15 protein-coding genes are annotated in these 18,224 nt (G+C 51.5%); 7 read left to right on the top strand and 8 right to left on the bottom strand.

Annotation, left to right across the window (positions count from 1 at the left end; genetic code table 11):
* Window positions 1-35: 35 nt before the first annotated feature.
* The 7 genes from KK083_RS26220 to KK083_RS26250 all read left to right on the top strand — a co-directional run bounded on the left by KK083_RS26220 (window position 36) and on the right by KK083_RS26250 (window position 6,971).
* Window positions 36-434 carry an NUDIX hydrolase gene (locus KK083_RS26220; RefSeq protein ID WP_254169021.1) on the top strand — a complete coding sequence of 133 codons (399 nt, stop codon included), beginning with the start codon at window positions 36-38 and terminating at the stop codon, window positions 432-434.
* A gap of 54 nt (window positions 435-488) precedes the next feature.
* A complete protein-coding gene (locus tag KK083_RS26225) occupies window positions 489-1,355 on the top strand; it encodes an aldo/keto reductase (protein WP_254169023.1) in 867 nt (288 codons plus the stop codon).
* A gap of 39 nt (window positions 1,356-1,394) precedes the next feature.
* Entirely contained in the window at window positions 1,395-1,928 is a 534-nt protein-coding gene (locus KK083_RS26230) for a Uma2 family endonuclease (RefSeq protein ID WP_254169025.1), read from the top strand.
* Window positions 1,929-2,032: 104 nt separating this feature from the next.
* Window positions 2,033-4,882, top strand: coding sequence for an excinuclease ABC subunit UvrA (gene uvrA, locus KK083_RS26235; protein ID WP_254169067.1), 2,850 nt, complete (start codon window positions 2,033-2,035; stop codon window positions 4,880-4,882).
* A gap of 21 nt (window positions 4,883-4,903) precedes the next feature.
* A complete protein-coding gene (locus KK083_RS26240) occupies window positions 4,904-5,152 on the top strand; it encodes a hypothetical protein (RefSeq protein ID WP_254169027.1) in 249 nt (82 codons plus the stop codon).
* 59 nt (window positions 5,153-5,211) lie between these two features.
* Window positions 5,212-6,252, top strand: a complete 1,041-nt coding sequence (locus KK083_RS26245; protein WP_254169029.1) for a sensor histidine kinase — start codon at window positions 5,212-5,214, stop codon at window positions 6,250-6,252.
* Complete coding sequence (locus KK083_RS26250) at window positions 6,249-6,971, top strand: LytR/AlgR family response regulator transcription factor (RefSeq protein WP_254169031.1); 723 nt, start codon at window positions 6,249-6,251, stop codon at window positions 6,969-6,971. The genes KK083_RS26245 and KK083_RS26250 overlap by 4 nt, the downstream gene beginning before the upstream one ends.
* A gap of 134 nt (window positions 6,972-7,105) precedes the next feature.
* On the opposite strand, the gene KK083_RS26255 is transcribed toward KK083_RS26250, so the two are convergent.
* From KK083_RS26255 to rhaT, 8 genes are all read right to left on the bottom strand, one after another.
* Entirely contained in the window at window positions 7,106-9,130 is a 2,025-nt protein-coding gene (locus KK083_RS26255) for an ATP-binding protein (RefSeq protein ID WP_254169033.1), read from the bottom strand.
* A gap of 182 nt (window positions 9,131-9,312) precedes the next feature.
* The gene (locus tag KK083_RS26260; RefSeq protein ID WP_254169035.1) at window positions 9,313-9,891 is read right to left on the bottom strand and encodes a LutC/YkgG family protein; all 579 of its coding nucleotides are present in this window, start codon (window positions 9,889-9,891) and stop codon (window positions 9,313-9,315) included.
* Complete coding sequence (locus KK083_RS26265; RefSeq protein ID WP_254169037.1) at window positions 9,884-11,272, bottom strand: lactate utilization protein B; 1,389 nt, start codon at window positions 11,270-11,272, stop codon at window positions 9,884-9,886. Before KK083_RS26265 ends, KK083_RS26260 begins: the two co-directional genes overlap by 8 nt.
* A gap of 92 nt (window positions 11,273-11,364) precedes the next feature.
* On the bottom strand, window positions 11,365-12,090 hold the full coding sequence (locus KK083_RS26270; protein ID WP_254169039.1) for a (Fe-S)-binding protein: 726 nt from the start codon (window positions 12,088-12,090) through the stop codon (window positions 11,365-11,367).
* Window positions 12,087-13,475: an FGGY-family carbohydrate kinase gene (locus tag KK083_RS26275; RefSeq protein WP_254169041.1), complete on the bottom strand. Its 1,389-nt coding sequence runs from the start codon at window positions 13,473-13,475 to the stop codon at window positions 12,087-12,089. The genes KK083_RS26270 and KK083_RS26275 overlap by 4 nt, the downstream gene beginning before the upstream one ends.
* Window positions 13,476-13,512: 37 nt before the next feature.
* Window positions 13,513-14,787: a sugar isomerase gene (locus tag KK083_RS26280; protein ID WP_254169043.1), complete on the bottom strand. Its 1,275-nt coding sequence runs from the start codon at window positions 14,785-14,787 to the stop codon at window positions 13,513-13,515.
* Window positions 14,788-14,949: 162 nt separating this feature from the next.
* Window positions 14,950-17,073, bottom strand: coding sequence for a bifunctional aldolase/short-chain dehydrogenase (locus KK083_RS26285; protein WP_254169045.1), 2,124 nt, complete (start codon window positions 17,071-17,073; stop codon window positions 14,950-14,952).
* Between the two features lie 26 nt (window positions 17,074-17,099).
* A complete protein-coding gene (rhaT, locus tag KK083_RS26290; protein ID WP_254169046.1) occupies window positions 17,100-18,158 on the bottom strand; it encodes an L-rhamnose/proton symporter RhaT in 1,059 nt (352 codons plus the stop codon).
* Window positions 18,159-18,224: the final 66 nt, after the last annotated feature.

Raw genomic sequence — 18,224 nt, forward strand, 5'->3', positions numbered from 1 at the left:
TCAAAGGGTTTATTTTTTTCTTAATTTACCTCTCTATGAGACTGATCGACAAACTTGCCTGGATCGAATTAAAAGACAAGTCCATTCTTGTAACAAGAAGTTATGGCAAAGACAAATACTACATCCCCGGCGGTAAAAGAGAAAACGGAGAAACAGATCAGCAGGCTTTGTGTCGCGAAATAAAAGAAGAGCTCAGCATCGACCTGAGAACCGATACGTTGCAGTTTGTTGGTGTGTTCGAAGCGCAGGCCCACGGACAACCTGAGGGCACCATCGTAAAAATGACCTGCTACGCCGCGCATTATGACGGAACGCTGCAACCCGATGCGGAGATCGAAGAAATGCGATGGCTCAACTTTTCGGACCAGGACAAGATCTCACACGTTGACAAGCTGATCTTCGCGTTCCTGAAAGAAAAAGGATTGCTGGCCTGAGGAGGACGTCAACGGGGAACGGATTTTTATTTTCAATGCTTAAAGAAGTGAATCATGGAAAGAAAACACCTTCACCTCAAAGGACCGGAGCTGTCGCGTATTGTGGCCGGTGCATGGCGCTGGAACGCGGAAGCTGACGTTCACAGGCTTGTCAGTGTATCGCTCGAAGCGGGCATAACGTCTTTTGATCATGCCGACATCTACGGCGATTACGGGAATGAAAAGATCTTTGGCGAGGTGCTTCGAAAGAACCCGGGCCTGAGAAAAAATATGCAGCTGATCACCAAGTGCGGCATCAAACTTTTATCGGGCCATCACCGGAAAACCTGGATCAAACACTACGACACTTCCAAAGAACATATCCTCGCTTCGGTAGACAATTCGTTAAAAGCGCTGGGCACAGACTATATCGACCTGTTGCTGATCCACCGGCCCGATCCGCTGCTCGACCCGGAAGAGGTCTCGGAAACATTCGGTCTGCTCAAACAGAACGGCAAAGTGCTTCACTTCGGTGTTTCAAATTTTTCGAACACACAGTTCGAGATGCTGCAAAGTTACCTGCCGTTTCCGCTGGTGACCAACCAGGTAGAGGTATCGCTCAGCAAGCTCGATGCATTGTATGACGGCACGCTCGATACCCTGCTGCGTTTCAAGGCTTGTCCCATGGCCTGGTCGCCACTCGGTGGAGGAAGATTGATGTCGGCCGCCAGCGCGTTGTGGTCGAAGAAGGAAAGTTACAAGGCCACAGAAACCCAACTGTCGCTTGCATGGCTGCTGAAACATCCTTCGGGCATGTTCCCGGTGATCGGCACCACACAGCCGGAGCGGGTGATAGAAAGCGCCAAAGCCATCAACATCAACCTTGACCGCCAGGATTGGTTCGAAATGTTGAAAATTGCTTCAGGAAGGGATGTTCCTTGAGCAGACCAAAAGTATTGAAGAAATCGTTAAATTAGAGGTATGAAAATCGTGATTGACAGCCCTCCAAGAACAATGATGGAAGTGTATAAGATGTTACCGGAAGGCACTTTAGCCGAGCTTGTAGATAACATTTTATATATGTCACCCTCTCCTGTTTTTAACCATCACAATGTCGGCAAAGCAATTTTGCGGAAGCTGTTGGAATTCGAAGATACCGGTAAAGGATCAATTTTCAGCGCCCCATTCGATGTATATCTAGACGAAACTCAAAATGCTGTCCAGCCAGATTTGTTTGTTGTGCTCAATGCCAACAGGCATATTATCGATACGAAGGGCCATATCCATGGAGTGCCTGATCTCATTATTGAGATACTGTCGCCGGGCAACGAAAAACATGATCTTGTCCGTAAGAAAGCTCTTTATGAGCGATTTGGCGTTAAAGAGTATTGGATTGTTAACCCGGATAATAAGCTGGCAATGGGCTTCGCGCTCAGGGACAAAGCATATCAACTAATCGCCGAAGACGTGGGATTGGTCAAATCAACGCTGCTTCAGGCCTCTTTTACCTTCTGACAAGCCGGTAACGTTTTCTCAATTATCCCGTTATCATTTGATTAATTCATTTGGTTTGAAACCATATGGATTTCATTTTTGTATTCTTTCCATATTTACCGGCCATGGCCAAAGCAGCAGCACAAAAGAAAGTAACAGACCTGACAGGTTTTGAAAATATAGAGGTAATCGGTGCCCGGGAGCACAATCTCAAGAACATCAACGTAGCCTTTCCCCGCAACAAGCTGGTGGTGATCACCGGCATCAGCGGAAGCGGCAAATCGTCGCTTGCGTTCGATACCATTTACGCGGAGGGACAGCGCCGGTACATGGAAAGCTTTTCCGCGTATGCCCGGAGCTTTATCGGCAACCTCGAGCGGCCGGATGTTGACAAGATCAACGGCCTGAGCCCCGTGATCTCCATCGAGCAGAAAACAACCTCGCGCAATCCGCGCTCAACGGTAGGCACCGTTACAGAGATCTACGACTTCATGCGTCTTCTCTACGCCAGGGCCGGCGAAGCCTTTTCATATCTTAACGGTGAGAAAATGGTGCGGCAATCAGAAGACCAGATCCTCGATACCCTGCTCGGCAACTTCAAAGGCAAAAAGCTTATACTGCTGGCGCCGATCGTAAAAGGCCGCAAAGGACATTACCGCGAGCTCTTTCAGCAGATCCGTAAATCGGGTTATACCAAAGTGCGTGTAGACGGCGAGATCCAGGAGATCACACCCAAAATGCAGGTAGACCGCTACAAGATCCACGACATTGAAGTAGTGATGGACCGCATCGTTGCCGATCCAAAAGACCGCGCACGCATCGGGCAATCCATCTCCAAGTCGCTGAAAGAAGGCAAAGGTGTGATGATGCTGCAGGAAGAGAATGGCAAGGTACACCACTTCTCCAAATACCTGATGGATCCCAAAACCGGATTGTCTTATGACGAGCCCGCTCCGAACTCTTTTTCTTTCAACTCCCCATACGGCGCATGCCCTGTTTGCAACGGACTTGGGCAGATCGAAGAGATCACAGAAGCATCGGTGATCCCAGACAAGAGTCTTAGCATCAGCCGCGGCGGTATTCTGCCCCTGGGAGAATACAGAGACATCTGGATCTTCAAGAAGATCGAATCGATATTGAAACGTTACAAGCTCACGCTGACCACACCGATCAAGAGCATTCCGAAAGATGTGATCCAGATCTTGTTGTATGGTGACGATGTGCCGGTAGGTGTTCCTTCAGTAAAATATCCGGGCACAGAATGGTCGACAAAATTTGAAGGCATTGTAAACTTCCTGGAGAAACAGCGCGACGAAGGCTCTGAATCCATCAAGAAATGGGTTGAAGATTTCACCATCATCAAAACCTGTGCGGAGTGTAATGGCGCGCGCCTCAAAAAAGAATCGCTGCATTTCAAGATCGACGGAAAGAACATCGCAGAGCTGGCTACCATGGGCATCAGCGAGCTGAAGGCCTGGTTCAACGGACTCGAAAACCGTCTCGACTCAAAACAAAAGGTCATTGCTACCGAAGTGCTGAAAGAGATCCGGAAACGCATCGGGTTCCTGCTCGACGTTGGCCTCGATTACCTGAACCTGAACCGCCCCATCAGAACACTGAGCGGCGGAGAATCACAACGCATCAGGCTTGCCACACAGATCGGCACCCAGCTTGTAGGTGTGCTGTATATTCTGGATGAGCCCAGCATCGGATTGCATGCCCGCGATAACGTGAAGCTCATCAAGGCGCTCAAAGACCTGCGCGACCTCGGCAACTCTGTGGTGGTTGTGGAGCACGATAAAGATATGATGCTGGAATCGGATTACATTCTCGACATCGGGCCTGGCGCGGGACGTCATGGCGGCCACGTGGTGGCTGAGGGCGACCCGGCATCGTTCCTGAAAAACAACAGCACCACCGCGAAATACCTCAGCGGCAAGCTCGGCATCAACTACTCGAAAGAACGGAGAAAAGGAAAAGACGAGGCGCTGGTGCTCACGGGCGCCGGGGGCAACAACCTGAAGAATGTAGACCTGCGCATTCCGCTCGGTACGCTCACCTGCATCACAGGCGTTTCCGGAAGTGGAAAATCCACGTTGATCCACGAAACGTTGTTCCCCATCCTGAACAGGCATTTTTACAACTCGAGAACAGAGCCGCTTGCCTTCAAAAAGATCGAAGGGCTCGAACATATCGATAAGGTGATCGAGGTAGACCAGTCGCCGATCGGGCGCACGCCCCGTTCAAACCCGGCAACGTATACCGGTGTCTTCACCGACATCCGCGACCTCTTTGCCCAGCTGCCAGAAGCGAAGATCCGTGGCTACAAATCCGGAAGGTTTTCTTTCAACGTGAAAGGTGGACGCTGCGAGACCTGCGAAGGTGCCGGCCTCCGGTTGATCGAGATGGAGTTCCTGCCCGACATCCACGTACCATGCGAAACATGTAAGGGCAAACGTTACAACCGCGAGACGCTGGAAGTAAGGTTCAAAGGTAAATCCATTTCGGATGTGCTCGACATGACGGTGGAAGAAGCCGTTACATTCTTCGAGAACCAGCCCAAGATCCTGAGAAAGATCCAGACACTCTCTGAAGTTGGCCTGGGATACATCTCCCTGGGGCAGCACGCTACTACCCTCTCCGGCGGTGAAGCACAACGGGTGAAGCTGGCGACGGAGCTTTCGAAACGCGATACCGGTAAAACTTTTTATATCCTCGATGAGCCCACCACCGGGCTGCATTTTCAGGACATCGCGCACCTGCTCGACGTGCTGCAGAAGCTTGTGGACAAAGGCAACACCGTGCTGGTGATCGAGCACAACATGGACGTGATCAAATCGGCCGACCATATTGTTGACCTGGGACCCGAAGGAGGAGAGAAAGGCGGAAGAATTGTAGCGATGGGGAAACCCGAGGAGGTAGCTAAAAATCCGGCCAGCTTTACCGGCAAGTTCCTGAAAGCCGAGCTGGGATAAAATACCATAACTTTCATCTTCATGAGATCTCTCACCCGGCAGTATCTTTTCGGACTCATTTTCATTGGCGTTGCCATCTACCAGCTCGTGATCAAAGACCATCTCGAGTTTGCACTGTATGGAACCGCAGGTCTGGCGTTCATTTTCAATGCGCTCACGTTCGAGCCCAAGCTGATCGTTTATAAAAAGGCATTGGTGATCACTTCGTGGGTGCTCATTGGCGCCACCGGTATCCTGTTCCTGTACCTGCTCCAGTTCAAGTACTTTTAAGTTTTCCGCTGGTAAAAAAGCGGAGCCGTGCTTCGCTGATAAATCATTAATTTTAACCCGTGGTAAAAAGGAGACTTTACTGGACCTTGCAGATCGGCGGATGGCTCGTGTATGGGATCGTTCAGATCGTTTCCAGCAGCATTCTCCAGTCAGGAACGGTGAGCCCGCGCAGGGTTGTTTTCCTGGCCTATGAAGCGCTCATCTTTTTGCTGCTCACCCACTGCTTCCGCCTCTTTGTGAAACAGCGGAAGTGGATCAACCTCAACATGCAGCGCCTTATTCCCAGGGTGCTGGCCAGCATCGGGTTGCTGGCGCTCGCTGTATACTTTTTCAGGATGCCGGTAAGTTTTCTGCTGGGCTTATTCGATAAGAATGTAGCGCTTGATCCTTCTCGGATCCTGGGGCTGACCTCCGTATATGCCATGATCCTCTTTCTGTGGTCGGTGTTATACTTTACTTACCATTATTTCGATCAGTATAACAAGGCCCTGAAATACGAGGCATCCATGGTGCAGATCGAGCTGAACAACCTGAAGTCGCAGCTCAATCCGCATTTCATCTTCAATGCGTTGAACAGCATCCGCGCCCTGGTGGATGAGAATCCTCTGAAATCGAAGCAGGCTATCAACCAGCTTTCCAACATCCTGAGAAGCTCGCTGGCCTCTGAAAAGAAGGGGCTGACCAAGTTCGACGACGAGCTGAAAATAGTGAAAGATTACCTCGGCCTAGAGAGCATCCGGTTCGAGGAGCGGCTTAAAACGGAATTCGATATCCATCCGGAGTCGCACGACTTCTTTGTACCACCGCTCATGATCCAAACGCTGGTAGAGAATGGGATCAAACACGGTATATCCAAGCTTACGGCCGGTGGCATTATCCAGCTTAAAACAATCGTTGACAGGGGGCGTTTGAAGGTCCAGATCCGGAACAGTGGTCATCTGGTAAATGGTGTCAAGCGGAACAAAACGGGTATCGGTCTAAAAAACACTGTACAACGTCTAAAACTGCTGTATGGCGATGAAGCGGCATTTCGTATTGTGAACGAAAACGATAATTTTGTCCTGACCGAAATTGTTATACCTCAAAACAAGAAAGTATGAGAGCATTAATCGTGGATGACGAGCGACTGGCGCGAAAGGAGTTGATGAAGCTGCTGGAAGACCATCCGATGATTGAAGTGATTGGCGAGGCGATGAATGCCGATGAAGCCGTGCCGATGATCAACGAGTTAAATCCCGACCTTTTATTCCTGGATATACAGATGCCGGGAAAAACCGGTTTCCAGCTGCTGGAGATGCTGGATTCGGTTCCCCTGGTGGTGTTTACAACGGCTTACGATGAGTTCGCCCTGAAGGCATTCGAAGTCAACGCGCTGGATTACCTGCTCAAGCCGATCCATCCCGAGCGCCTGTCCGAGACCATTGCCAAGCTTTCGGAAAAAGAACGCGCGAAAGCAGTAGCCGTGCATGGCCCTGAGAAAAAGCTGGGACTGAACGACCAGGTTTTTGTGAAGGATGGCGACCGTTGCTGGTTTGTGAGCCTGAGCAACGTAAGACTCTTTGAATCTGACGGCAATTACATCAAGGTATATTTCGATAACAACCGTCCCATGATCCATAAGTCGCTGAACGCGCTGGACGAAAAACTTGACGAACGTGCCTTCTTCCGCGCAAGCCGCAAGCACATTGTAAACCTGAGCTGGGTAGAAGGCATCGAACCCTGGTTCAACGGTGGGCTTATGGTAAGGTTGAAAGGTGGCGACAAAGTGGAAGTAAGCCGTCGCCAGGCAGCCAAGTTCAAGGACATGATGTCGCTTTAGAGTCCACAGACCACGGTCGACGGTCCACAGTAGTTCGGTGTGAGAAACCAATCAGGACTTCGTAGGCAACATTAAGTTCCAACACTCCACTGCAGTGGACAGTGGACTGTCGACCGTGGACTGATAACGTTCACTTATTGAGTAACCGCCGCATACTCGCCTACATAAGGCAAGGCAAAGCTGAATACCGAGCCCTTCCCTACCTCACTTTCAACCCAGATCCGTCCGCCATTCTTTTCGATGAACTCTTTGCAGAGGATCAGGCCGAGGCCGGTTCCTTTTTCGTCTGCCGTGCCTTTGGTTGAATATTTTGTGTCGATGCGGAAGAGCTTCTGCACCACTTCCGGAGGCATGCCTACCCCGTTGTCTCTGATGGAAACGATCACTTTGTCATCACTTTGTTTCATGCCCAGCACAATGGTTCCTCCTTCGGGGGTGAACTTGATGGCATTGGAGATCAGGTTGCGCACCACGGTATTCACGGAGTGCCTGTGCGCATTGATGGTAAGCGCATCGGCATATTGACTTTCAAGGGTGATCTTTTTGTTCTGGGCCTGGGCTTGCAGCAGCTCTTTATTCTGTTGCAGCAGCGCCGGCAGGTCGAAGCGTTCGGGTTTGAACTCGATGCTGCCGGTCTGTGAGCGCGACCATTCCAACAGGTTCTCCAGCAACGCGAACAGGTTCTTCAATGACTTATCGAGGTCTTTCGCCAGCATCTTGATCTCATCTTTGCTCAGGCTGTCGGTATGGTTGATGAGCAATCCCGAAAAGGAAGTAAAAGAGTTCAACGGCCCTTTGAGGTCATGGCTGATGATGGAGAAGAACTTGTCTTTGGTAGCGTTCAGCTCCTGCAGCTGAAGGTTCTGTTGTTGCACCCTGGCATTGGCCACCTGCAGTACTTTGTTGGAGCGCCGCTTGACAATGTACAGGTAGAGCGTGAGCAGAACGATCACGGCGGCGAGGGCGATCAGGGCTACCAGGAAATTCCTGAACTGTTTCTGGGCCTGCAGCTCCTTTTCACGCTCGGCGCGGATGGCATCGAGTCTTTCGATCTGCGATTGCTTCTGATCCATCACATACCGGTTTTGAGTGGCCAGCAGCCGCTGCTCCGTTTTTTCGTTCTGGATGAAATCGTTGATGAGCACAAAATCATCTTTGTAGGCCAGGGCTTTCTGATAGTCGCCCAACGCGCTGTAGCATTGACTGAGGTAATCGTAGCTTCTCCTGATCTGCTCGCGGGCTTGTGCATCGCGCGCGGCGGCAAGGCCCAGCAACAGGTTGGCGATGGAGCGTTCAAAATTCTTCTGCTGGAAATACAACACACCGATGTTGTTGAAAGACTCGGCAAGATCGCGTTTGTCGCCAAGGGCCTGCCGGATCTCCAGCGCCACAACGTGGTTGGCCAGCGCTTTTTCTTCGTTCTTCATCAGGCGATACAGCTCACCGATGTCGTTCAGCGAAAGCGCTTCGTTCTTTTTATCACGGATCTCACGGCGGATGCGCAGTGCCTCCTTATGCGTTTCAAGCGCCTTCTCGTATTTTCCCTGGTCGGTATAAAGGTGGGCGATGTTCAGCAAAGCTGCAGCCTCGTGCCGCGCATCCTCCACGTCGTCTTTGTAGCTGAGCACCGTCTCATAGTTCTCAAAAGCAGCATCGATCCTGCCAATGGAGGCGTTGGTTTCTCCAAGCTTGTTGAGGATCAGCACCAGCAGATCAACATCCCGGAACTGATCGTTCAACGCGTGAGCCTGTTCCAGCAACTCGAGGCTTTTGTAAGGATCGCCCGCTTCTTCAAACACATGCGCCATGGCCAGATAGGTGTAGACCTGATCCTGCTTCAGCGATAACGAATCTTCAATGGACAGTGAACGGATGAAGAAGTCCATCGCTTTTTCGTAATCGTGCGTTCGGGTGAGATGGATCAGACCGAGTGTTTTGCTTGCCATGGCTTCCGCCGTCGCGTCGTGGGCATCAACCGCTTCGTCCAGGTCAGCCACGGCCTGCTTCAGGTCATTTTCAGCAGAGGTCTGCTTGTCCCTGAAAAAGCGCTCGTACCATTGTATGGTTTGCTGCGTGGTTTGTTGTTGTGCAGGTGAATGCCCATAGCAGAATGCCAGCAGGGTCACAGCTCCGAAAAAAATGATTGTCTGGGAAGACATTACGGAAAAGTTTTCTCAAAAGTGAGAAAAAAGTAAGACTATATTCAGGGGAAGTGGGGATTAATCTTACATCGATCGGGGTGTGGTGTTTGGCCAGAAGTCAGGAGCCAGAAGCCAGGAGTCAGAAGAGCGACCCTTCGGTCAAGCACTGGTCCGCGTACCTCGTATTTCGTACCTCGTACCTATTTCATCAAATACACCACCAAACTCTTCGCGCCATGGGCTCCGAGCACGAGCGACTGCTCGATGTCGGCGGTTTTTGATGGGCCTGCAATGAAAGTGCCGAGGTTGTAGGACGACATCCCTATCTGCTGGTATGCTTCGTTGAGGGTGGGCAGGATATCTTGTTTGCGAATGACGAGGGCAAGGTTCTCGCAGATGAAAGGTAAAGCGCGGTCACCCATCATTTCGTCGGTGATCCAGACCGCACCATTTTCGGCTACGGCAAATTTTCCGGGAAGCACCGCCAATGCCACATTCTCCAGCAAGTGTGGATCCTGCCTGAAGTCGACAGTACCAATTCGCTGATTCAGTTCAGGGATGGTGGTGACGATCCGTTTGTTTGTGAAATTAGTGACGAGGCTTGCGTGAAGCTCATCCCATCCGCTCACTTCCAGCACCGCGCCGCCAATGTTCACCAGCACCGTGCTGAACTTCTCGGCGATGTTATCAGACGAAGAAGAAAAATTCAGATCGGGAAGCATCGCCACACCCGGCTGATTCTTTCTCACCTGCGACAAGATCTTTTCTCTGCTATCCATGATTCTTCCGGTTCTTGCTATACCATTTCCTGAACGACTGTGCGGGGGCTTCCGGCATATTGCGCTGCTTATACCACGGGTTGAGCGGGTTGTTCACGAGAAAAGGGAGATACCGCATAATCCACCGGCCAAAAGCACCGGCGCGCCTAAAAATATTTGGATCAGACAACACGGCAGTCATTCCCTGCATTGCTATTTTTTTTCCGCCAGGAGCATATCCTTGCTGTACGATCACCTGCCGCCACTTATAGAGCTGGTCATGAATATCGATCTTGACAGGGCACACGTTTGAGCATGAGCCGCAAAGTGTAGAAGCAAACGGAAGATCTGCGTAATGTTTCATGTCGAGCCCGGGTGCGAGAATGGAGCCTATCGGTCCGGCTACTGCATTGTGATAACTATGACCACCGCTTCTCCTGTACACGGGGCATGTGTTGAAGCACGCCCCGCAGCGAATACACTTCAGCGCATTCCGGAAATCTTCACTTCCCAGACGCTCGCTGCGGCCGTTGTCAAGCAGCACGATGTGAAGCTCCTGGCCAGGCCTCGGTTTTTTGAAGTGGCTGGAGTAGGTTGTGATCGGTTGCCCCGTGGCGCTCCGTGCCAGCAGCCTGAGGAACACACCCAGGTGCTTTCGCTGCGGGATGATCTTTTCGATGCCCATACAGGCAATGTGCACATCCGCCAGCTGCACACCGAGGTCGGCGTTACCTTCATTGGTGCACACCACAAATTCTCCTGTTTCAGCAACAGCGAAGTTCACACCCGTGATGGCAAGCTTGCTGGTCATGAACTTTTCACGGAGGTGTTGTCTTGCGGCCGCCGTCAGGAACTGTGGATCGGCGTTGCCTTTAGGTGTACCCAGGTGTTCACTGAACAATTCACCGATCTCTTCTTTCTTCCAGTGAATGCATGGCAACACGATGTGGCTGGGAGGCTCGCCGGCAAGCTGAACAATACGCTCGCCGAGATCAGTATCCACCACGTTGATGCCCCGCGCCTGCAGGTAATCGTTCATGTGGCATTCTTCCGTGAGCATGGATTTGCTCTTCACAATGTTGGTGACACCATGCTTTTGGATAATGCTGTGAACGATCTGGTTATGCTCTTCCGGGGTGGAAGCCCAGTGTACCGTGGCGCCGTTGGTCTGTGCATTTTTTTCGAACGCCAGCAGATAGTCGTACAGGTTGCTGAGCACATTGTGCTTGATCTGTGATGCTGTCTCGCGAAGCTTTTCCCAGTCGGGCAGCTGCCACGCCGCCTTATCGCGCTTTTCGCGGATAAACCACAATGTCTTGTCGTGCCAGTTCACACGGTCCTCATCCCGGTTGAACCGTTCGGCAAGGTCTGCGTGCGATTTATGTTCTTTAGTTTCGTTCACGTCTTCGAAGTTTTTCCCGCTGATCACGCAGATAAACGCAGATCCTGATAAAGATCTATTCTGCGTGCATCAGCGAGATCTGCGGGAAAGTATTATGCATTCAGTATCTCTGCTATGTGTACGACCTTCACGGCGCTCTTTTGTCTTTTCAATATTCCTTCCAGGTGCATCAGGCACGACATGTCACTTCCTGTGATGTAGTCGGCACCGTGTTGCAGGTGGTCTGTAACCCGGTCTTTGCCCATCTTCGCTGAGACCGCTTCTTCAGAGACGCAAAAAGTACCCCCAAACCCGCAACATTCATCCTTCCGATTGAGAGAAATTAATTCAACGCCCCGTACCATCTTCAGCAAACTTTCTGATTTGGAGAAACCCGGTGCCACCAGCTCAGACATCTGGGCGATCTTGAGGCCACGTTGTCCATGGCAGCTCTGATGCAGTCCTACTTTGTGGCTGAATGTGGCATCCAGTTGTTTCACCTGCAGCACATCCGTGAGAAATTCCGTAAGCTCATAGGTGCGGCTTCGGATGGCGGCTGCTTCCGTCTCATTACCGTGCAGGTGATCTTTGATGTGCAGCACACAACTGCCCGACGGCGATACGATGTAATCGTAGCCTGAAAAGTTTTCAATGAACAGGTCGTTACACGGCTGCGTCAGATGCTCAAATCCTGAGTTGGCCATCGGCTGCCCGCAGCACGTCTGCCTTTCGGGAAAGTGAACCGAGACCTTGAGCTTCTCCAGCAATTCGAGTGTGGCAATGGCAACCTGGGGATAGAACTGGTCGATGTAGCAGGGAACAAAAAGTGCAACCTTCATAGCTGATGCTCCTTCACAGCAGAGTAATGTTTTAAATGGATCAGGTCTTTTGGAAGAGGTTTTTTATTCCATACCTGGTCAATGGCCAGTGCAGCGCCCATGGCCGTAGCCTGTGGCATCGAAGCTGCATAGACCTCCGCGCCAGGAAAAAAGGCAGCCAGAAAATTCATGTACAGATCATTTTTACCAAAGCCTCCGTCTACAAAGATCCGTTTCGAAGATGTGCCCATGATCACCCGCTGTGTGGCCGTGCGCTGTTGTGTTACCAGGTCGAACATGAGTTGGTGATAAGCTTCTTCTGCTGTATTAAAATCCGAGAGGTCACGCTTTTCGAAAACAGAGTCTGTGACATCCTTTCCTGAGGCATGGGCATTTGCCGAAATATCTTCCTTTTTCATCTTCTGCGCAAATGCACGGTCGAACGAAACAGATTTAAAGTGACCGGCGGCCTTATGGAAATGTGCAGCGATGCGCTCGACCTGGTGATCGTGAATATATCCGGCAAAAAGACGCGAGGCCTTCACGGGTGTTCCCTTATACTGAAGATAACAGAGACAATCACTGGCAAGCTCTTCGGCCGTAAGTGGCGACGGGTTGAATGGGTTCAGGCTGATGCACCACGTACCAGTAGAGATCAGCACAAAGGGTTCATGAAAGTTGACCAGGTACGGGATCAACGCCGCAGAGCTGTCGTGAAGACCAACACCCACCGGACAATTTTTATTGCCAACGTTTGTGGTCACTGTGGAATCTGACGGAACGAGCGGCGGCAGCTTTGCTTCGATGCCCTCCTGCTGCACCCAGCGATGATATTGGTGGCTCTTAAAATCCCACAGGTTAGTGTGGCAGCCGATGCTGGTAATATCCGTGCATACTTTTCCTGTAAGCAGAAAGCTGAGATACTGCGGCAGGTGCAGCGCATGTTGTATCTTTTGAAACACCGCCGGCTTCTCGTGCTTCAGGCGGTAAAGCTGCATGCCCGAGTTCAAACTTCCCAACACCGGAGAGGCAGTGGTAAAAGCAAATTCAGTGTCTCCGCCATAAGCATCATAGAATTTCTTCTTCAATGCTTCCGGATATGGCTTCAGGTAGTTATAAAGCGGTGTAACGGGTTTGCCGTCCTTACTTATGTTCACGAAGCTGGCACCGTAAGTAGCAAAGTTGACAGCCTTCACATCAAATGACCGGCCAGCGACCACTTCATCGAGCGACTGCTTCACAAAAGTGGTAAGGCTTTCCAGATCTTCGCAGGGGTCTCCGTCCTCATCGCGTATCTCCTCGAATTGTGCCGAACGTTCGAACACGATGTTGTAGGCCTCATCGAACAGGAAGAGCTTCTTGTTCGTTTTGCCGGCATCGAATACAGCGATCACCGAAGTAGTCATGACGATTGAATGTTTCCTATCACCCCTGCAACATATTTTATAACCCGGTAGCCACTGTTTTGGCGCCGCGTTCTTTCACAAGCTCTGTGCGCACTTTCAACTTCCGGAAAAGGGTGAGTGGCTGAAGGGCAGCCCCCGCACGCAGCCGCGCTTCGGCAACGAGGGGACGCACATCGGTACGATAGGCGGCCTGTAAGATCTCCTGCGCGCGGGTCACATCGTTTTCCTGCTGCGCCTGCTCCAGCTCCCTGCGGTTCACCAGCAACGCCTGTGCATAGGCCAGCTTGATCGCCTCCACAGATTGCAGCAGGTCTTCCAACGGATCTTTTACGTTGTGCGATGCATCGATCATCCAGCCAAGGTCTGTAGCGTGGTTCATGCCGCGGGCATCCATGCCTTCGATCAGCTCATTGAAGATCAGGAACAATTGATAAGGGCGGATGCTTCCCACGGTAAGGTCATCGTCTCCGTATTTTGAGTCGTTAAAATGAAATCCGCCAAGCTTCTTCTCCATCAGCAGCAGTGAAACGATCTGTTCGATGTTGGCATTGGGAAGGTGGTGGCCGAGGTCGACCAGTGTGTAGGCTTTCGGTCCCAGTTTGGAAGCGTAGAGCAACGACTGTCCCCAATCGCCAACGGTCATGGAATAGAAGTTCGGTTCAAAGGCTTTGTACTCCACAAACATCTTCCAGTTGTCGGGCAACGCGGCGTAGACCTGTTGCAGTCCATCCAGCGTATGCTGAAATGCCTTTCTGAAGTTCAGCTGGCCGGGGAAACACGAGCCGTCCGATAACCATACCGTGATAGAATCGGAACCGAGTGCTTTGCCATAGTGGATCACTTCGAGGTTGTGTTCGATGGCTTGGTCACGCACCGCTTTGTTCACGTGCTGCAATGATCCGAACTTATAACTGTGCTTCTGGTCTTTCTGATCCTGAAAAGTGTTGGAGTTCACGGCATCGAACCGGATGCCATGCTGTGCTGCAAGAATTTTGATCGCGTCTGCGTTTTTGGGAATGTCCCACGGAATGTGGAGCGAGATGGCCCCGCTCGATTTGTTCAGCGCATGGAGCAAACCGATGTCTTCGATCTTCTCTTCCAGGCTTCGCGGCTCACCTGCACCCGCAAATCTTCCGAAGCGTGTGCCGCCGGTGCCGAGCGCCCAGCTGGGGATGGCAATCTGGAAGGCCGTCAGTTTCTGAAGAACATCTTCAATATTGGCAACACCGTGCGCCGTAAATTCAAACCTGCGTTTGTGCTCCGCCAGCAACGACTGGTTATGTTCGTCCACCTGATACTTTTCAAGCTGCATAACAAATGTTTAGGATAGATAAAATACTTCTTTTACAGCAATACTGCAGGGAGAATGGCTGAAATCTTTCCACAAGCTTTTATCTAACCTAGTTAAAAATACACAAGCCCGGAGCTTGCACAGGTAGATAGACTCGAAGAAATTGATTTACCCCTACGCCGCCTAGCGAACAAATCCGGGCGCCACGCCGCCATCAACATTCAGCACATTGCCGGTTGACTTGCTCAGCAATCCGCCTACAAAAGCAAAACATGCGTTGGCGATATCTTCGGGCAGGATCACTTCGTTCAGCAGTGTGCGCTTCGCATAGAAGGCCGGAAGCTCTTCCACTTTCACACCATAGGCTTTCGCTCTTCCCTCGGCCCATGCGCCAGCCCAGATCTTGCTGTCGGCGATCACGGCATCCGGGTTCACCACGTTCACCCTGATCTTGTCAGCACCGAGCTCTGCCGCGTTGAGACGACTCAGGTGAAGCTGGGCCGCTTTTGCCGATCCATACCCGGCGTTGTTCGGGCCCGACACCAGCGCATTCTTGCTCACAATGTTCAGCACATCGCCGCCAAGGCCCTGCTTGCGCATCACATTCACACCGGCCTGCGTGATCATGAACTGGCCTTTCACCAGGATGTCATACAGCAGGTCCCAGTCTTTTTCGGTATGGTCTTCCAGCGGTTTGGAGATGGAGATGCCCGCGTTGCTCACAATGATGTCAACACCACCGAATGCAAGCGCCGCAGTTTTCATGGCTTGCCGAATGTTGTCACTGTTCGTTACATCCATCAGCGTAGACGCAAACACATCTTTACCATAGAGCTTCTTAAAATCGTTCTCAGCTTCCGTGAGCCGGCTCTGATCATTGTCGCTGATGATCACACAAGCGCCTTCATCGGCAAACTTTTTCAGGATAGCCTTCCCGATACCTCCGGCGCTGCCCGTAACCAGCGCGATCTTGCCAGACAATGGCTTGGGCTTCGGCATGCGCTGAAGCTTGGCCTCTTCCAGCAACCAGTACTCAATATTAAATGCTTCCTGCCTTGGTAATGATGTATATTCAGAAATAGCTTCGGCACCTTTCATCACGTTGATGGCGTTGATGTAAAACTCCGCCGCCACCCTGGCTGTCTGTTTGTCTTTGGCGAACGTGAACATGCCGATGCCGGGATACAAGATCACCACGGGGTTGGCATCGCGTATGGGAGGACTGTCAGGATGTTTGCATGTTTCGTAGTATTCCCTGTACATGGCGCGGTATGCTTCAAAAGCAGGCGCCAGTTTTTCTTTAATAGTCTTGACGTCTGAAAGATCCTGATCCGGCGAAAGACTCAACACAAGAGGGCTGATCTTGGTGCGCAGAAAATGATCCGGGCAGCTGGTGCCCATGGGTGCGAGCCGGTCGAGGTCTTTCGAGTTGATGTATTCGAGCACGCGATCGTCATCCGTGAAGTGGCCGATCATGCGTGTCTGACTCGAGCAGAATCCACGCAGGATGGGTGCAAGCGCGGAGGCCTGCTCCAGGCGTTGTGCCTTGTCAGGACTTTTCAACTTCGTGCCACCAAACACAGGTCTTCGCTTGCCTAAATTCTCTTCGAGGTACTCGGCGCAGCGCTCCACCACTTCGAGCGTGTTCATGTAACTTTCATAAGCGGTGTCTCCCCAGGTGAAAAGCCCGTGCGACCCCAGCATGATACCGCGGATGCCCGGTGTTTCTTCCACACACTGCCTCAGCTTCAGACCCAGGTCAAAGCCGGGACGTTGCCATTCCACCCAGCCGATGGTGCCGTTGAACAGCTCGCGGGTGATGCGCTTTCCATCTTTGGCCGCCGCAATAGCGATGGCCGCATCAGGGTGAAGGTGATCGATGTGTTTGAAAGGCAGAAAACCGTGAAGGGGCGTATCGATGGAAGGCGCCTTCGACTGAAGATCGTAGATGCAGTGATTGAAGAGCTCAACCATCTCATCTTCGTACTGGATGCCGCGGTAAACATTGGTGAGACTCCTCAGCCGGTCAACGTACAGGGCTGCAAGTCCGCTGCGTTTTAAAGTACCGATGTCGCCGCCGGAGCCTTTCACCCACATGATCTCCGTCTCCTTTCCGGTGAGTGGGTCTTTCGCCATGGCCTTGCACGACGTATTTCCACCACCGTAGTTGGTCAACCGGAGGTCGGCCCCCAGCAGGTTAGACCGGTAAATGAGAAGGGCCACTTCATCGCCAGCCAGTTCTGATGCCTTTTTTTCGTCCCACAGGTAGCTGACGTGCCTGAATTTCGTTTGTGTTGTAGCAGCCATATAGTTGATATTTTTATTAAATACGCTTATTCAGTAAGGGCGTTACCAATTCCTACCAGAAAAACCGAAGCGAGAATAGTGAGGATGCCGGTAGCGATGGTGAACTTTGTTTTCACGCTCACGCCCTTCCACTCCTTCAGCGCAATGCCCCACATATTGGATACCAGGATGATGAACGCCATGTGCAAGATCCACGAGCTGGCGCCGTTGCCGAGCTTGCTTTCACCCATGCCGTAAAAAAAGAACTGAAGAAACCATGTTGTGCCGGCGAGCGCGGAGAATAAATAGTTGTTTGCCAACGGAGCCTTCGCACTGGTGTAGTCGCCGAGCGTTTTGTTCTGAAGATGAAGAATGATACACCAGAGAAAATTAGTGGTAAGTCCGCCCCACAGCAGCACCACATAGGTGACATTATTTTGGAACAGCGGATTATAACCTTGCTGCACCGCGGCCTCAGCCATGGGTTTACCCGCTTCAATGCCGAAATTAAAACAGGCGCTCAGGATACCCGATATCGTGGCAACAACAAGTCCCTTCCCGAGGTTGAACTCGGCGATGCTTTTTTTCTTTTGTGCTTCGGGCAGATCTTTCTCCTTCAGCATGCCTGCGCGGCCACAGATGAAAATACCCAGCAGGCACACCAGCACACCCAACAGCACCAGCTGGCCTCCGCCCGAAGAAAGCATGTCTGAGAACGTGACCTTGCCGGCTTGTTGCGAATAATTATAATAAATGGGTGGGATGAGCGATCCAAAGGCCGCGCAATATCCGAGGATCACGGAATTACCCAGCGACATGCCCAGGTAACGGATGCCGAGGCCGTAAGTGAGTCCGCCGATGCCCCACAAAACACCCATAGTATAAGTCCATGCAAGGGTCGATGCGTCGGTCTGACTGATGATCTCGGAGAAACCCGGCAGTGTCAGCGCTGCAGCGATGGGAGGCACGATCAGCCATGAGAACAAACCGCCGATAAGCCAGTAAGTTTCCCAGGCCCATCCCTTAACTTTTTTGAAGGCCATGTAGAAACTTCCTGAGGCGAAGCCGCCCAGAAAATGAAACAATACACCAAGAATAATTCCCATGAGCTGTGTTTTTGCGAACGGTGGAACAGAATAACAATTTTATGACTCGATAGAGGTATGTCTGTC

It is taken from the genome of Chryseosolibacter histidinae (assembly GCF_018598225.1).
GTDB lineage: Bacteria > Bacteroidota > Bacteroidia > Cytophagales > Cyclobacteriaceae > Chryseosolibacter > Chryseosolibacter histidini.

What these genes read in the sequence shown, in the direction of transcription:
- KK083_RS26220 (WP_254169021.1), top strand. Translation starts at nt 36, where the DNA reads ATGAGACTGATCGACAAACTTGCCTGGATCGAATTAAAAGACAAGTCC.
- KK083_RS26225 (WP_254169023.1), top strand. Translation starts at nt 489, where the DNA reads ATGGAAAGAAAACACCTTCACCTCAAAGGACCGGAGCTGTCGCGTATT.
- KK083_RS26230 (WP_254169025.1), top strand. Translation starts at nt 1,395, where the DNA reads ATGAAAATCGTGATTGACAGCCCTCCAAGAACAATGATGGAAGTGTAT.
- uvrA (WP_254169067.1), top strand. Translation starts at nt 2,033, where the DNA reads ATGGCCAAAGCAGCAGCACAAAAGAAAGTAACAGACCTGACAGGTTTT.
- KK083_RS26240 (WP_254169027.1), top strand. Translation starts at nt 4,904, where the DNA reads ATGAGATCTCTCACCCGGCAGTATCTTTTCGGACTCATTTTCATTGGC.
- KK083_RS26250 (WP_254169031.1), top strand. Translation starts at nt 6,249, where the DNA reads ATGAGAGCATTAATCGTGGATGACGAGCGACTGGCGCGAAAGGAGTTG.
- KK083_RS26255 (WP_254169033.1), bottom strand. Translation starts at nt 9,130, where the DNA reads ATGTCTTCCCAGACAATCATTTTTTTCGGAGCTGTGACCCTGCTGGCA.
- KK083_RS26260 (WP_254169035.1), bottom strand. Translation starts at nt 9,891, where the DNA reads ATGGATAGCAGAGAAAAGATCTTGTCGCAGGTGAGAAAGAATCAGCCG.
- KK083_RS26270 (WP_254169039.1), bottom strand. Translation starts at nt 12,090, where the DNA reads ATGAAGGTTGCACTTTTTGTTCCCTGCTACATCGACCAGTTCTATCCC.
- KK083_RS26275 (WP_254169041.1), bottom strand. Translation starts at nt 13,475, where the DNA reads ATGACTACTTCGGTGATCGCTGTATTCGATGCCGGCAAAACGAACAAG.
- KK083_RS26280 (WP_254169043.1), bottom strand. Translation starts at nt 14,787, where the DNA reads ATGCAGCTTGAAAAGTATCAGGTGGACGAACATAACCAGTCGTTGCTG.
- KK083_RS26285 (WP_254169045.1), bottom strand. Translation starts at nt 17,073, where the DNA reads ATGGCTGCTACAACACAAACGAAATTCAGGCACGTCAGCTACCTGTGG.
- rhaT (WP_254169046.1), bottom strand. Translation starts at nt 18,158, where the DNA reads ATGGGAATTATTCTTGGTGTATTGTTTCATTTTCTGGGCGGCTTCGCC.